Annotated in this window: 6 protein-coding genes; 2 read left to right on the forward strand and 4 right to left on the reverse strand. The window is 56.2% G+C overall.

The features are described 5' to 3' along the window. Positions 1 to 9: 9 nt before the first annotated feature. On the reverse strand, positions 10 to 9,474 hold the full coding sequence (locus ACZ5KU_RS19415) for a non-ribosomal peptide synthetase (protein ID WP_081009862.1): 9,465 nt from the start codon (positions 9,472 to 9,474) through the stop codon (positions 10 to 12). 141 nt (positions 9,475 to 9,615) lie between these two features. Next, positions 9,616 to 9,846: a VOC family protein gene (locus ACZ5KU_RS19420; protein ID WP_464736052.1), complete on the reverse strand. Its 231-nt coding sequence runs from the start codon at positions 9,844 to 9,846 to the stop codon at positions 9,616 to 9,618. Between the two features lie 1,159 nt (positions 9,847 to 11,005). On the opposite strand from ACZ5KU_RS19420, the gene ACZ5KU_RS19425 reads away from it, so the two are divergent. After that, positions 11,006 to 11,992 (forward strand): GNAT family N-acetyltransferase, encoded by a 987-nt coding sequence (locus ACZ5KU_RS19425; RefSeq protein WP_241494370.1) that lies wholly within the window; start codon positions 11,006 to 11,008, stop codon positions 11,990 to 11,992. 1,009 nt (positions 11,993 to 13,001) lie between these two features. On the opposite strand, the gene ACZ5KU_RS19430 is transcribed toward ACZ5KU_RS19425, so the two are convergent. Further along, positions 13,002 to 13,511 carry a ferritin-like domain-containing protein gene (locus ACZ5KU_RS19430; protein ID WP_054063155.1) on the reverse strand — a complete coding sequence of 170 codons (510 nt, stop codon included), beginning with the start codon at positions 13,509 to 13,511 and terminating at the stop codon, positions 13,002 to 13,004. A gap of 100 nt (positions 13,512 to 13,611) precedes the next feature. On the opposite strand from ACZ5KU_RS19430, the gene ACZ5KU_RS19435 reads away from it, so the two are divergent. Continuing rightward, positions 13,612 to 13,989: a LysR substrate-binding domain-containing protein gene (locus ACZ5KU_RS19435; RefSeq protein WP_464737424.1), complete on the forward strand. Its 378-nt coding sequence runs from the start codon at positions 13,612 to 13,614 to the stop codon at positions 13,987 to 13,989. Between the two features lie 90 nt (positions 13,990 to 14,079). On the opposite strand, the gene mobH is transcribed toward ACZ5KU_RS19435, so the two are convergent. After that, positions 14,080 to 16,005: a MobH family relaxase gene (gene mobH / locus ACZ5KU_RS19440; protein WP_464736053.1), complete on the reverse strand. Its 1,926-nt coding sequence runs from the start codon at positions 16,003 to 16,005 to the stop codon at positions 14,080 to 14,082. Positions 16,006 to 16,390: the final 385 nt, after the last annotated feature.

Raw genomic sequence — 16,390 nt, forward strand, 5'->3', positions numbered from 1 at the left:
AATGTTGCTTCAGCGCCGTATCGCTGGCGCCTCGATATCTATGACAGCATGCAGATGGCCGGAGTCTTCATTCAACTCATTGAGCATCGCATGAACTTCGTGAATGGTTTCCACCCAGCGGTTATCGCTGCGCACAAGTCGGATCATCGCCCCCACGGTCGGTTCCGCCATGACGTCATGCAGTCGCAGCTCGATGAAATAGAGTTCGTGCAAGCGCCCCAGAATGCCCAAAGCATCGATCGATGTTCCGCCAATGCGGAAGAAATTGGAGTCGAGCGACACCTGGGGCACACGCAGCACCTCGCACCAGATCATGCGGATAGCCTGGTCGACCAGATCCTCAGGCTCGCTGGCACTCGCCGCCATGTCGTAGTCATGTGCCTCGTCAGTGATCACCGGACGTTCGCCACGCTCGATGAGAATCGCAGCAGGCACATGCGTAAGCAGCTCAGACGCATACATCGCCAGTGACGTCGAAGCCAGTTCATACTCAGCTTTCGTGTCGCCCTGTGGAATCTCTTGCTGACGCGGGTCGAGCGCGCCGGCCAGCACCGCGCAGCGGACCCCCGCCCCGCTCGGATCGACCATGCCACCAGGGGTGAAACCGAGCATACACATGCCAAGATTACGATGCCCCGATTGCATCATCAGCCGCTGCGCATAGCCGCCGATTGCCAGCCGTGCCCGGCGCTGAGCATCTTCATCGATGAAATTGCCCTCGACGTACAGCTCGAGCAGGCATTGACTTGCGTCCCCGATGAGTCCGTCGAGTATTGGATTAGGCCCACTGAGAATCTGCTCGCTGAGCAGCTCCGCGCCCTCGCGACCAACAATCTTCAAATGCGCGCCATCACGCCGATAGATGCGAGTACGAACAGGTTCCGCCATCGCCATCAGCCCTTGCCCAGGCGCGTCACCCGCAAGCAGTGTAACCGTGGCCAGCGACGTCAGGCCCGAAACGGCCACCGTGCTATCAAGCATCTGCTCACAGATACGCAATCCATGCCGATTAGCAGCCTGCTCAAGCACAGCAAGCATTGCTCCCGCCTCAAACTGGGCGAACGCCTGCGACTTCTCACCATAAAGCGACGCAATACGCTCAAGGTCGGCGGCCAACAGCAGATGAACACCTTCACTTGGCAACCCACGTTCCATCGCAGGGTCCACACAGCGCGTAAGGCTACGGGCAATCGGGTCGAGGGCGTACCATCCAGCCGCCAGCCCATAGCCATCCGTTACGGCCAGATAGGCATGTACCGCGTAGCAGCTCCCGGCGGAGGGATAAGGGTATTTGGGCAACGGCAGCGCAATACTCTCCACAGCCGTCAAGCTGCCGATCCACCTCAACACATCGCTCGACTCGATGCGCCGTGAGCGCAGCGCCAGGACCGGGCTCGCGCGCGCGGACTCCAGCCACTCCATGATCTGGGCATCTTGCAAGGCAGCACCCCAGAACGTGCGATAGCTGCGACGCCCCAATACTTGAGTCCTCGATGCGTCATCACGCTCAGGTAGCGAACAACTGATCTCGGTACTCCTGGCCCCGATCATCCATTGGCGTTTTTGCTCCAGACGATCAACCCACGAAAGCGGACTCGTTGGCATGTCCAGCGCACCTTTGGCCCAAAGCTCCAATGCCAAGGGTGCCAAGCGCACGCCTACCGTAGGCGCAAGACCTTGCCCAGGCGACTGCTGCCACGCTTCAGCAACACGAGGATGAGCCTGCAGGCAGGCCACCATGGCATCGAGAGGATCCTGTTCTGCGCGGATACGTGCCAAGTGATCATGACAAGCGGCGATCAAGGTTTCTGGCACTTCGAGCTCAGAGGCACGCCAGGCCATCGGATTGTCGCTCAAGCGCTCAAGCGCAGCGACATAAAGATTGAAAAGCGCCTGCACCAATGGTTGATCCAGCACGTCATCGCGCACGTCCCAGGCCAACAGCAGATTGCCATGCTCCTGGTACACCTGATGGTCGAGCCAAACCTGAGGCGTCTGCGTCAGCGCATAGGCCACTTCGCCCTGAACATTTTCAAGCGTCAACGAGGCCCCACTGTTTACCGGAAGTACCAGGGCGCTGGTAAATACAACCGGCGCCAAGGCCACACGCCCCCGCCGCTTCGACAGGTCCTGAAGCACTTGCACACCGCTGTACTGGCTATTATCGAGATCCGAAAGAACTTGCCGGCACAGAGCGCCAATCGATGCATCCAGAGGCTCTCCATCGTTACACCGGTATTCGAGCAAGAATGTCGAAGCGAAATCGCCCACGATATCGTTGATATCAGGATGAATAGGAGGACGATTGAAGTGGGTGACATTGATGACAAACGATGCGTTGTCGCAAGCCAAGCGCAACACCCGACCGAAGACGGTCAACAACATTGACGACGGCGTCGCACCACATTCGAGGGATCGCATCTTCAAACGCGCCCACTGCTGTGACTCAATGACCTGAGTGTAACGCGTGAATCGGGCAGCGGCGCTTTCGTCGCCAACGCGTCGGACCGGCAAGGCCGGTGGCGGCGGCAAGCTGTCGAGCCTTTCCTGCCAGTAGTCACGCATGCGCACATAGTGCAGCGAATGGCGCAACGATGCCATGTAGTTGACGTAATCACGGAAGGAGAAATCCAATCTCGGCAGCGTGCTTTCGTTTTCTCGATAGAACGCGAGAAGATCACGCGCAATGAGGTTGGTACTCCATGCATCCGCGATGATGATATCCAGGCTGATATGCAGGCGTACTACGTCGTCAGCATGACGAGTCGCGGTGATCGAGAACAGCGGCCATTGAGCTGGATCTTTCGCCGCCAGCGATTGTCTCCGGCGGTTGGCTTCTAGGCGCTGCGCCTGGACTTGGAGCGAATGGGCACGCACGTCATCCACGGCTATGCAATAACGCGGTACACGCTCCAAAATGCGTTGCTCGCCATCTTTGAACACGCATCTCAACATACCGTGCCGTTCGACGGTGCGATTCAGAGCCTCCTCGAAACGCGCCAGTTCCAACCCACGATAATCGATCTCGATATAGGAATGGGCGGCAACCGCGCCCAGCGTCATATCATCACGACGCCCAACATGATACGAGCGCTGGATATCCGTCAACGGGAACGGCAGGAACTGCTCGGCAGCCTCGGCGGCGATGGCCATCGGCAGAGGCGCAACCGCTCCCCCGCTCATGTCTCGGCAACGCTCAACGTGTTCGGCAATTGCCTGCAGGGTGGGGTGATCATAAATCGCCCGGGCAGTCAGATCCAGGTCGAAGATCGAGTTGAGCTTGGCGACGAATCGGGTGGCGACGAGCGAGTCGCCACCGCTGCTGAAAAAGTTCTCTTGTTTTTGGGGGTGCATGACACCAAGCATGACCTGCCACAACTCGGCAACGACTGGCTCCACGATGACATCGCTCGAGCCCCGCTCTCGTTCGAGTTTGTGTTCAGGCAGAGCTTCACTCTGGAGCATCGCACGGTCGACCTTGCCGTTGGCGCCCATCGGCAAGGCCGTCAATATCTGCAAGGCAGCAGGCACCATATAGCCCGGAAGGTGTGCCTGTGCATGATCGAACAATGAGCGTCGAAGCCGGACTTCATCGGTCACACCGATGTCAGGTGTCAGTACGACATAAGCATTCAGTTGTCGAGCATGGTTGAGGATGGCAACAGCGCTCTTTACCATCGGGTGCGCCTGAAGTACCCCCTCCACCTCTCCGAGTTCGATTCGCAAACCATTGAGCTTGACCTGTCCATCCTGGCGCCCCATGAAGCGAATATTGCCATCTTGCATGTAACAGCCGATGTCACCTGTCCGATATAGACGCTCGCCCGTGACAGGATGGCAAATGAACTGAGCGGCTGTTTTCTGTGGGGATTCCCAATAGCCACGCGCCAGCCCCGCGCCACCGATGTAGATTTCACCCGCCACCCACACCGGACAGGGTTGAAGCAGCACATCGAGCACATACATGCTCTGACCGGGCAAGGCGCGACCGTAAGGAATACTGACCCACTGCGGGTCAATGGCGTCGATGGGGAAGTAGATTGACCAAATCGATGCTTCGGTTGCGCCCCCCAGAGAGACGAGCTGCATAGCAGGCACGATCTGGCTCAACCGCGCATGCAGCGTCAGAGCGATCCAGTCGCCACTAAGAAACGCCAAGCGAAGACTTGCCAGGGCGTCGCCCCGGCCCTTGCAGTTATCGATCAGCAATTCCATCAGTGCCGGAACGGAGTTCCACACCGTCACGTCATGCTTGCTGATCAGCTCTGGCCATCGCCAGGGGCGTGCGCCCTCCTCAGAGGTCAGCATCACACAGGCGCCACCAACGAAGAGCGGCCCCCAGATATCGTAGACGGAAAGGTCAAAGCACAGTGAAGAAACGCAAAGAACTCGATCATGTTCTGTCACCTCGAACAACTGGTTGACAGACTCTATGGTGTTCAATACGGCGCCATGCTCGATCACGACACCTTTGGGCGTTCCCGTGGTGCCCGAGGTAAAGATGATGTAGGCAATGCCGTCTGGCATAGCCTCGACGGGGCAGGAACTCGGCGCGGATTCAAACGCAGCGTCATCGAGCACCACCACCGAATAGCCCCCTCCCAAGCCCTCGGTCGAGCCCGGATGGGTGATCAGCAATGAAAGCCGTGCTGCCGAGATGACCGTATCGCGGCGTGCCTTAGGCCAGGCGCGATCGATAGGCACATATGCGCAACCGCCCAGGTTGATGGCGAGCATAGCCACCACAGCTTCCCAGCCTTTTTCCAATAGCAGACCAACCCGATCTCCGGGCCGCATGCCTGCAGCTTCCAACGTCGCACGCAAGCGCTGAGCCAGGTCCAGCAATTGCGCGTAGCTAAGTGTTCGATCAGCCGCGATAATCGCGGCATGATCCGAGTAGAGGTAGGCAGCCTTGATGACTTGTTCAGGCAGCGTGCTGCTGATCACTTGCCGGTTATCGAACGACGGCCAGGCATCCGCATCTCGTGTCGTACGAAGGCTAGTCATCCAGGCATCATCTTGGGTCGCTAGCGCGCAAAGCAGGCAACGGTAATGAGCGAACATCGCTTCGACGACGCCGGCTTGAAACGCTTCATCGACGGCATCCCAATTGACGACCAGCTCACCACCCGCCTCTTCGATCTGGCAATCGATCCATACGTTCGAGGTTTGCGTGACACTATGGACAAGGCGCCCAGAAAGTCGACTCGTCTGCTCACTCATCGCTTCAGGCAACCCCAACGCGCTGGTGAATACCACGGGCAGGGCGATTCGTTCGCCGCCATTGCGTCGAGTCAGCTCACGCTGAACCTGAACACCACAGAAGGCTCGATTCTCGAGCACCTCCCGTAATTGCGATTGCACACGAACGAAGGTTTGAGATGCCACTTCGTTTGCGCAGGATTCGCAGCTGAAAACCAATGAGGATGTGAAATCGCCGACCACCTTGTCGATGTCGCAGTGCAGCAACTGACGATCAAAAAGCGTCAGAACCAGCGAGAATGCCTCACTGGCGCACCACGCCTCAATGGTCGAGGCATAGGCACCCAGCAGGACACTGGTAACCGAGACTCCTGATTGCGCGGCACGCGCCTGCAGAGCCCGCCATTGAACGCCAGAAAGTCTCATGCCTCGTCGATTGAAGCGCATCGGCGTCTCATCGCTGGGGCGGCGCCGCGCCATGGGCAATTGCGGCGTCTTGCCCAACGACTCCATGCGCTCAAGCCAGTAAGCCTTGGCTCGCTCGAATGTCGCGCCTTGCTGCGAAGATTGACTCGCGATCACATAATCACGGAATGACAGCGCGATCTGCGGTAATTGCACCAAGTCCCGCTGGTAGCTTGCCTCCAGCTCACGCATCAACAACCGTGCACTGAAGAGGTCAATGAACAACATGTCGAAAGCGAAGAACAGCCGATAGCGCTCGCCCCCTAAGTATGCAGCGGCGACGCGAAACGATGGCCATTGTCCCGGCTCGAAACGTGTGCAGGAAAACTCGTCGCGACATTGATCCAGCTTTATGGCCAAGTCTTGCTCGGCCAATTGAGACAGGTCTTGGGTTTCGATCTGATAAATCGGTACCTCGCTAAGAATGCGCTGCGCATCCTCACCGACGAGTACGGCTCGCAGCATGTCATGTCGACGGATGCAACGGTTGAGCGCCTCGGCGAAGTCCGGCAACGACAGGCAATCGTAGTCCATCGAGAATGCGCAGATTGTCGACATCTGAGCATGATTCTCAACGTCATGGCCTATTCGGTAGGCTTGTTGCATGAGCAGCAGCGGGAATGGCTCGTACCGTGACCTGGGATCAACCACCAACGGGGCACGCGCAGCGACCTGTTCACCGGTGTGTTCGGCGATGTACAAGGCCATGCCACGCACCGTGGGCGCTGCGAAAAACTCTGCGAGGCGCATCGAGCAGCCGAACCGCAGGTTTAACGTATCAACCAGGCGAATCGCCAAAAGAGAATGGCCACCGACCTGATCGAAGTGATCGTCGATCGACAACATTCCAGCACCGAGTACATCCTTCCAGACATGCATGACGTCTCGCTCCAGCAAGGAGATGTCAGCACTGTCTTCGTATGCACCGGTAGGCAACGCGAGTGCTTTGAGGGCACGTACGTCACGCACGGCCTTGCCCGAGTCGGTACGTGGTATATCCGCCACTTTCAGCCAAAGTGTAGGAATGGCATGCGCGGGAAGGAGCGCTCGGGCGTGCTCGTTCAAACGTGCTTTGGACAGCTCGATATCGGCGGAGTAGAAGGCAATCAAGCCCCCACGGTCAGACTCATCAAGGATCACGCAAATATCCCGCAGGCCTGGCAGTGTCCGCATGGCCACCTCGATCTCCAACACGCTGGTGCGCATGCCGCGCACCTTGATCTGCATGTCGAGGCGACCAAGATAGTGACAGGCCCCTGTTTCATCCATGAAGCCATAGTCGCCAGAGCGGAACATTCTGCCGCCCTCGGGTGCAGGCCAGAACCGATCAGCAGTCAGCGCTGGTGCATCATGGTAACCGCCACCCACCGCGCTTCCCGAGACCGCGATCTCGCCGTGTGTCCCCCGCGGCACCACCCTCCCATGGGCATCCACGATATAGAGCGAGGTATTGCTGATAGCTTTGCCAATCGAAAGGCGCCCGCCGTCCACGACATGCCAAGTGGCATCAGCAGTCACCTCGGTGGAACCGTACAAATTGATGAGCGAAACGCCGGGAAGCACTTTGCGAAACGCCAGGGCAGTCGACTCTAGCAACGCTTCGCCACTGCAATGCACACGCTTTAAGGCCAGCTCCGCTCCGGAGACTGATGTATCGAGAAGCAACTGCAAGTAGGAGGGAACAATCGTCAGGTGGGTGATCCGCTCGGTTGCGAGCAGGCGCCAGAACTGTCGGGGATCGCTCAGCGACTCCTGGGAAGCCACAACTACGCATGCACCGCCCAGGATGGGTGCAAGCATTTCGATGAAGGAGTCCACAAACATCGGCGGGCTGCGCAGGACGACACGATCATCGGGCTCGTAAGGCGCGCTGCTCCATTGCCAATGGAGTCGATTGAGCAAGGCATCTGCCAACCCATAGGCGCCTTTTGGCTGACCAGTGCTTCCCGACGTATAGATCAAGTATGCGGGCGCATCGGGGCCGTGACGGCGACATAATGAGGCTTGCCGAGGTTCAACCACTTCCACTTGGTTAACGTCGAAAGCCCGGCGACCTGGGGTAACCCCGCTCAGACGCTTGAGACCTTGAGCATCGGTCAATATCACAACAGGGTCGCTATCAGCGATCTGCAGGGCAAGCCTGGCATCAGGATACGCGGGGGGCAGAGGCACATAGCAATGCCCTTCGGACAGAATCGCAAGAACCGACACGATCAACTCGATCGAGCGATCCAGGTGCACCCCCACCCTGGCGCCTTGCCCTTCGAGGCTCCCAAGCTTGGCTGCTAGAGCATCAACACGCGCTTTCAACTCGCCATAACTGAGGACGGTGGAACCAGAGCGTATCGCTGCCTTCTCGGGCTGACGCCGAGCGGTCGCATCGAAAATCTGGGCAAAGGATTGCACCGGCCATTCACAACGCTCACCCTCGGCTACGCTGGGCAGCTTTAGCCTTGCGTCTGCATGCAGGATATCCGCTACAGGCTCATCGGAAGCGCCGAGCAATCTCTCGCAGAGATGGATGAAACGTTCGCCCAGCTCCCCGATGGTCGCTTCATCGTAAAGCGTGGAATCGTACTCCAGCGACAATGCAAAAGTATCGACCTGCTCGGCAACCATAAAGGTCATATCGAACTTGGCCGGAGCCTCAGGCAATACCAGGGGGATCAGTTCAATGTCATCGAGGCCAGCGAAAGGGGTCAGATTCTGATAAACGAATACGGTTGAAGGTTCAAGCGAAAGGCCCTTCTCGAACCCCTCCATCCGCAACCGATCAAACGGGTAATCACGGTGCTCGAAAGCCGCTTGCCAAGCGGAATAGACACGATTCAGATAAGCAGAAAAAGGAAGCGTCGCATCGGCAAGAGGCCGTACCAGCACATGATCAACGAAGCAGCCGATGACATTGAACCACTGCGCATCTTCGCGATATCCAACCGTTACGGGAATGCACCAACTGCCAGTGCTCGTGTTGCGTTCTTCCAGCAACAGCCCCAACACAGCCAAAAACACAATAAATGGCGATGTACCTGATGATGCGCACAAGGCCCTGAGCCGCATGGCGCTGGCGGAATCGAGAGAAAAGAACTGCTTGCGCCCCACACTCAGTTGATCCATTGCCCGCACGTGATCGCAATGTATCGCCGCACATTGATGCTGCTCAATGAACTGATGCCAATAATCGCGGGACGCTTCGAACGAAGGTTGCGAATCGAGTCCCAGCCGACGGGCATGTGCGTACTCGAAAAAACTCACCTTGGCCTGCGTGGGCAAGGCATTCTGGCGATAGTATTGGATGAGCTCAGAGAGCAGTATACCCTGCGACCAGCCATCCGAAACGATATGATGCACCACGAGCACAAGTACGCACTCGTCTTCGCTCAATATAAACTGAGCACAACGCAACAATACGCCTTGCTGCAAATCAAAGGGCTTGTCGACTTCATTTTTTATCGCAGCGTACAACCTACGCCAGCGATCCACGCGACTAGACGTCGAGAAATCTTCCACAACAAAGGGAACAGATCGCCCCGTCGCAGCATATTGCCAAACTTGCCCACTGTTCTCGATAAAGCAGGCACGCAGCGCTTCATTCGACGCAAGGACTTTATCCAGCGCCGAAGCAAGCACATCAGAGCGCAACCACCCCTTAACGCGCACAACTACAGGTGAATTGTAAGCAGATTCTCCAGGCGCCCGTTGCTCTCGGAGCCAAATAGACTCCTGCAAATGAGTAACCCGAAATTTTTCAGCAGACGAAACAAACTTCCCAGTACCGGGGTTCATCCTTGAACTAAACGATTCCATTAAAGTTGCTTCGCCATCCGAAAGGTTAATTACGTGCAATAGCAGCTAACGCGGGAGCCCCCATGCGACCGATCACCATAAAGTCTCTAACAAACTTCCTGTACAGCACCAATAGGCGAACGACCAAGGCGTCAGTACAGCTCAGTCGTGATGCTCCTCGTCATCAAGCGACTCGCCAAACTTAAGAAGGTTCCCGTCAGGATCGAGAATATAAAGCTCCGCCGTACCCCAGGCAGTGCGCTTGACCTCTGGAAGCTCTGGCAACACCTGGACCAAAGCTTCGCGTAGCACATTGATATCAGAAACCCGTATGTAGCAGGACGTGCTTTCAGCAATCCGCTTGTCCTCACACTTCCAAAAATGCAGCTCCACCTCCCCCACCCAGCCATACCGTAGGAGAAGTCTTCGAAATAATGCCCCTTGAACCCCAGCGAACGATAAAAATCTATCGTACGCGCAATATCCGTAGAAGCAAGTATCGGAACCGCCTTCAGAAGAACGTCCTTAACCTCTGCCATACTCTCCCTCCAAAAAAGCCATGGATACCATTCAAAGATGACCCACTAATTACAGGCATTACAACCGATCAACCTTTTCGCATACCCAGCGAAAAACATCAAATACCGCCACAGCGGGAGGCAAATGCAAGCACATAGGCAAGACAGCACACAACACAAATGCCAACGGGGCAAATATTGTGCCAAGTTCAGGACAGGACAAGATGAACTGTGATTTAGATGATGCTTCACGTACAGTCCCTGTATCATTAGCGATGGCGTCAATAATACGCAGACACACTGGAAAATCAACACGCATTCGACAATTCTCCCAGGTTGGCTCGACCGGATTGCGCGGATGGTGGCACCATGCTTGCACCCGCTCAGCCACCCTAGTGGTAGCGCTGAATGCAAGGACGTACGTCGAGATATCTTGTTCCTAGTGACAAACTGGCAGAGTAGAAACTGTCATCCGTCGATGAAAACGCTCAGCAGACTCGCCATCGTATTCGTCCCGCCCGCAGACCATTAAGCAAGCCAAGATAGCCTACCCATGGCGCCGAAGCGCATATCGGTAACGGCATGAATCCGGGGCCGTCCACTCTTCTCACAGCAGCTCCAGGAGTGGAGACAGACACCACTTGAGCAGCCTAAACCGAAGCATCAAAGGCACTCAACAAGCAGGTGCTAGCAAGAAAAAACAACCAAATCCAGCATTGAAATGACATCCAATTGACTTACGAAGATAGCGACCATTTCAATCTAAACAAAATCCGCCGAAGGTTCGCCAGCGATCAGCCCAAAGCAGCTTGAAGGGGAGAAAGCTGATCTTAACCAACCTGTCAGACCTGCCGAGGCAATTGCCGCCCACGCCAAGACAAGCCAAAACTCCCCTCCACAACCCAATGGTCACCAACCTTTCTTTGCATTAGTATTCCCTTCAAAATCGTAATGTCTGTCAGCATTTCACCTACGCATGATTCACCTCGGCCCCGCGCTGGTTAAATATTTTGTGATCAAGAGTGAGCCCCCACGTGACTGACCAAGCACCGACAATGTCAACACAGAACGGAATGATTTTGACTGTCGATCAGGATGGGGCTTTCCTGACGTTAGCCCACGATGACAGAAAAGTCTTGGTAGCCAGAATCAGAAAAACTGACAACATCTCCGGTGGAGAAATTTCATTTATAGACCCAGCTATAAGAGATAAAGCACTACGCGAACTTTTTCATCATTTAGCAACGCTTTATCGCGACGCGGAAGCCTTCTTTGTGCAATGCGAATATTTATCGAGCGACCTTGCCGCAAGAGCCTCAAGAATCACGCCAATCGACAAAACCTTAAATCGCTACATATTCTCTCAAGCGGAAAATTTACAAATTCCACAATTACGGAAAAATGAGACTATGACTGCACCCCCTCACGTTCCTCCTACTCGCCCTGCTAAGCCAAGAGGTGAGCTTTATCATCACTTCGATCCGATGCTAAATGAAACGCTGAGCTTACGAAGCCTTTGTATTGATGATGACCTAGAGATCTTCAACAAATGGCAAAACGATCCCAGAGTTGCACATTACTGGCAGGAGGAAGGAAGCCTTGATGATCACTACGAGTATCTCAGCCGGATTGACTCCGACCCCCACATTTATTCAATAATAGCCTGTTTTCAAAGTGAACCCTTTGCTTATCTTGAAGCATACTGGGCAAAGGAGGATCGTATCGCTCCCTTTTGCGATGCCCAGGACTATGACCGCGGTTTTCACTTGTTGGTTGGCGAAAAGCGCTTTTTGGGCCGAGGACGAACTGACGTATTACTGTCCTCAATAGTGCGATACTTATTTTCAGATGAAACGAGGACCAATCGTATTGTCGTGGAGCCTCGGGCAGATAATGCTAAAACAATTGCATTGCTTCGGCGCCACGACTTCGAATTTGAAAAGCATTTCGACTTCCCGCATAAGCGGGCCGCACTGATGACACTCGCCCGCGAGACTTTCATTGCTCGAAACTGTTCGTGAGACAAGGCGTGTGATGCACTGGGATCGAGCACGCCTAGAGGGATTTCAAGTCCCTATACCGTCCCGCCCCGGCGACAACCGTGAGGCGGACGATCCCTACGGCCCTTCCGCGAGCGGCGAGCAACATTCGATTATTGCGATCATGATTTGAAAACACCGTTCTTATCGAACGTCAGATGAAGGTAGTTGCTATCATGACCTCTACTTCCTGAGAGTTCTTTAATCCCGACGTTACGGGAGTAAATGCGCACTCCGATCCTGTCTCCAACTCAGCCTGGGCGAATACAGATAAATTTCGTACCGAGCCTAGCTATCGCTCTGACTGCGCAGTTCGTTTCGGTTCGCGGTCTACCGAATTTTGGAAGAGCAAGGCAAGCCTGACGCCCCGTACTTTTGGCGTTGGCTACAATGCCAAAGATTATGTAAAAACGGCTTTAACTAAACTAAAACTTTCCAGGTTCGGTAGAAAGTAGTCTTGCTCTGCCCAAGCGGCCCCATACCAAAGCATATGACGAAATCACCGCAGTACAAACATCACATAACAAAAAAATGGACCATGCCCTTCAAACCATCCAAACAAAAGCGCTGAGCAAGATGGTAATTACCATTCGCCGCAGCTTACGGCGAAAGAATAAACTACTCCCAGTATTTTTCATCCCAATAATGAGTCTACCCCGTGCAGACTCTTGATACGCTCCCGTCTTGCCCGTACGCAGTACGGGCTTTTTTATGGTGATGTGCATGAGTAACCAGTGTCCTCAGCCTGGTCAAGACAATACCTGCGGCCAGTGCGACCACCCTTATATCCGCAAAGGCTATTATCTGGGAGTGGATCAGGGTGTGTATGTTTGTATGCACTGTGGTGAACAGCGTAAACCTGAGCAGTGGGAAAATTTTGTGCGCCGTTGTAGGCCGTCAGAGGAGCCACTCAAAAACCCACAGCCGTTTGTGCCAGCGGAATGAGGCGTCCAGCGCGGCGCCCTATCGCAGTTGGGCGCCGGGCTTAGCGTTAGCGTTTGGCTTGTGCGTCGGGATCGGCAGAACGCTCCAGAAATGCCTGCGTCAGTTCGGGCAACTTTTCCAGCAGCCATTGAGCCATGGCAATTTCCTGGGGCAGAATTTCTTCGCACGCCGCCAGGGTCAGCGCGTCACCCGCCTCCTTCGCGGCCGCTATGAGCACCGTGTAACTTGCAATTTCCATATTTTCGAACACATAACCGGCCATCGCGCCCTTGATCACCTCATCACTCATGAGTGAGCCACCCACCGCCTGCCCGAAAGCCATCAGCTTGCCGCCCAGATCTTTCAGGGTGGAAGGACTCCCTCCCAGGCGCCTCAGGCATTCGTCAATGAGCTGCTGCTGGCCAAGGGTTTCCTGGATGTGCTGGTCGATTCGTGCCTTGAGCTGGGGGTAATGTTCCAGGCGTTCGGATTGCGCCTTGAGCATCTTCTCGGCCTGCTGCTCCATCGCATGAGCATCGCGTAGCCAGTCGAGTACGTTTTCCTGTGGGGTAGCCATGGCGTTATTCCTCTCTAAGAAAATGAAAGCGGTCCCCTAATTCGGGCACTCGCTTACTTTCAGTGAGGCAGATACGGGCAAGTAAATTTCAAAATATGCTCTGAAAGCACGACCAGCGGTTGCAGGCACCTCCGGCCATGGCATGGCTGAAGACGCGCTGCAGCTGCTCGGCATCGAGCGCTGGATCAAACTGCGTCTGCCGCATTTTTCGGTACTGCCTCGACTGATTCCGGGCACCGATCTGCTGGGCATCCTGCCCCACCAGATCGCCCAGAGCTTTTGTGAAATGCCGCTGCCCAGGAAGCTCAAGATGCTCGAGTTGCCCTTCGATGTCCCGGCCTTTGACGTCACTCTGTATTGGCATTCACGCAGCGCCCAGTCCACTGCGCTGACCTGGTTTGTCCGCCAGGTGCAGATCGCCTTGGGCAGCGACACGGGGGCGGCGCAGGATAGCCCAGGTAGCCAGGTTGACCACTAGCAGGACCGGCAGGAGGCGAAAGCGTTGACGCTGATTCCCTACCATTTAATGCGCCAGTGCCGTTGGCGCTTTGGGGGCCAGTGTGCAATCTCATTCCTTCACCCGCAGGTAAGGATTGTCATAGGGCTGCTCGCTGAAGATCAGCATCGGATCCTTGAGCAGGTAGCCCTTGATGTCGCGGGTCTTGCGAGGGCCCTTGATTTCGCAGGTCCAGACGTTCTGGCCGTCTTCGCTCTTGTGGTGGACACCCAGTTTGTCGAAGCAGCGCTGCAGCCAGCGCCAGTCGTTGGTGCCCTGCAACTTGGCGAGGTGGGCGACTTCAGGGTGTTCTTCGGTATAGCGCTTGAAAATGCCTGGTGAGATCAGAAAGGCCGTACCGGCCACGCTGTGCACCTTGGCCGTGGCGTCGTTGATGGGGATCTTGTTGCTCAGAATGCCGTGACGCAGCCACTTGATGAAGGCCTTGCCCAGGTCATCCGCGCTTGCGGTCGGCTGTGGTGAATGAGCCTTGGGATTTGGGTGGGGGCTGGTCGGCTGAGGCGGTTTTGAAGGTTGCGACGGTGTAGGCGGCGGCGCCTGAGGGAATGCCGGTCTGGGCTCAGCTTGAATGCTGTACACCTCAGCCTCTTCCTCGCTCCAGGTGGTATGGGTATCGGGGCTCGGGCCGAACGCTGTGGGATCACCCTGGTCCTCTGCCCAGGGTGGTTCGTCGAAATCCGGTACATCAGTGAGGTGGTGCGAGGGTACTTCCAGGGCAAAAGCGCCCTGGACAGGCGGCTGTTGGCTCTGCGATGGCTCTTGCGTGGGTGCGCTGCTCTCTGGCATGGGTTGCGGGCCTGAAGCGGGTGGTACACCCTCCTCGCCTGCTTCAGAGTCCAACTCAATGGTCACCGAGCCTGCGAAGACCGGCGGCCGCTGCTCGGTGTCCCAGATCAGCGCCGGTGCGACCTTGAAGAAGGTCAGGGTCTTTCTCCATTTGCCGTTCTGGATCGTGACGTTCCAGATCGCCTTGCCGTGTGCATTGGGCAGGATCAGCGAGTTGTCCTGCATGATGTCGAACAGCGTCGCATTCGAAGATGGAACACCGTCGGCACCTTGGGACAGCAAGTGGGCCCGCAGCCGATCGGCGACGGTTTTGCTGACCAGCCAGAGGGCATCCTCGGTCAGCCAGCCGTCGGAGGCACGTGTCTGGTTGATTTTCAATTGCTCGGTGACCAGAAAACGCAGGCCCTCCACCAGTCGACGCTGCAAGGATGATTTCGGGGCGGCCAGGGCTTTGGAGGGGTCGCCGCCCAGCTCCTTGGCGACCGAGGCCTGATCAGCCTGCACGACCAGTTCACCCAGAATGCCGGCGTGCTCGTATTGCCCGGCCAGGACATAGAGCAGCGCACTCCAGGGCTCACGGTAGGTGATCAGCCAGTCGAGGGTTGATTCGGGCAGGATACGGGTCAACAAAATGCCCGCAGCGGCGCCATGGAGCTTGTACTCCCGGCCTTTGACGTACTTGAAGCGATAGGGTTTGTTGAGGGGGCCTTTCCAGGGATGCCACCAGGTGCCGTTGGACAATTGCACCTCAACATCGACGATGATTTTGCCCATGTCGTGCAGCAGCGCGGCGTAAGCGATCACCAAGGTCCAGGCCTCGGTCTGGGAGGCCTGGGCTTCAGCACCAGCGCCGGCGGGCAACAGGTGCGATTGACGCAGTTTCAGGGCGTACACCACGATTTCCAGGCCATGGTCGAGCATGCCGCCCAGGTAGGCATGGTGGTGATTCTCCGAAGCGGGCAGTTGCTGGACCAGCTCGGCGTAGCGTTCGATGGGGTACTGATAGAGATCGGCGAACTGCTGGCGCGACAGGGAGGTGAGCTGCCAGATCTGCGCCATGAGTTTCTTGCGGCGCGGAGTCGAGAGCAGTTCGCTGGCCGACTGAGGCGTGGTGTATTGGGCCGGTGGTTCATCATCTTCGTCTGTGGTGGGGTTTGCGGCCTTTTTTCTCAGCATCCAGCGCCAGAGCATGCAGTCTCGTCCGTGTGTGTCGTCGTGGAAAGCGCTCCCTTTGGGGGATCAGCAACCTTTTCGGGCAGGCCTTTTACCCTTCGTTTTGTTTCCCTTCTGGGCCTTTCCCTTTGCCCATTTCTCCCCTTTTTCCCTTTGCGTTATGTCCCTTTCGGCGCGGGCGATTCGAGGGGAAAACGGGATGCAATTGGGCGTGTTTTGCGACGTAACGGCCGTTGACTTCTGCGGTTCGTACCGGGACCTACGAAGTGAGTTCTCCTACAGCGGTTGTCGAAGAAGAGGACTGGACCGGCCCTGGCGACTTTTCCATGCTTGAAGCGTGTTCAGCTGACATTGTCGGCGACATTGTTAGGTAGCCACGATCTGAGAGGTTGCTCCGTGCCAG

Source organism: Pseudomonas sp. Tof1 (assembly GCF_055390395.1).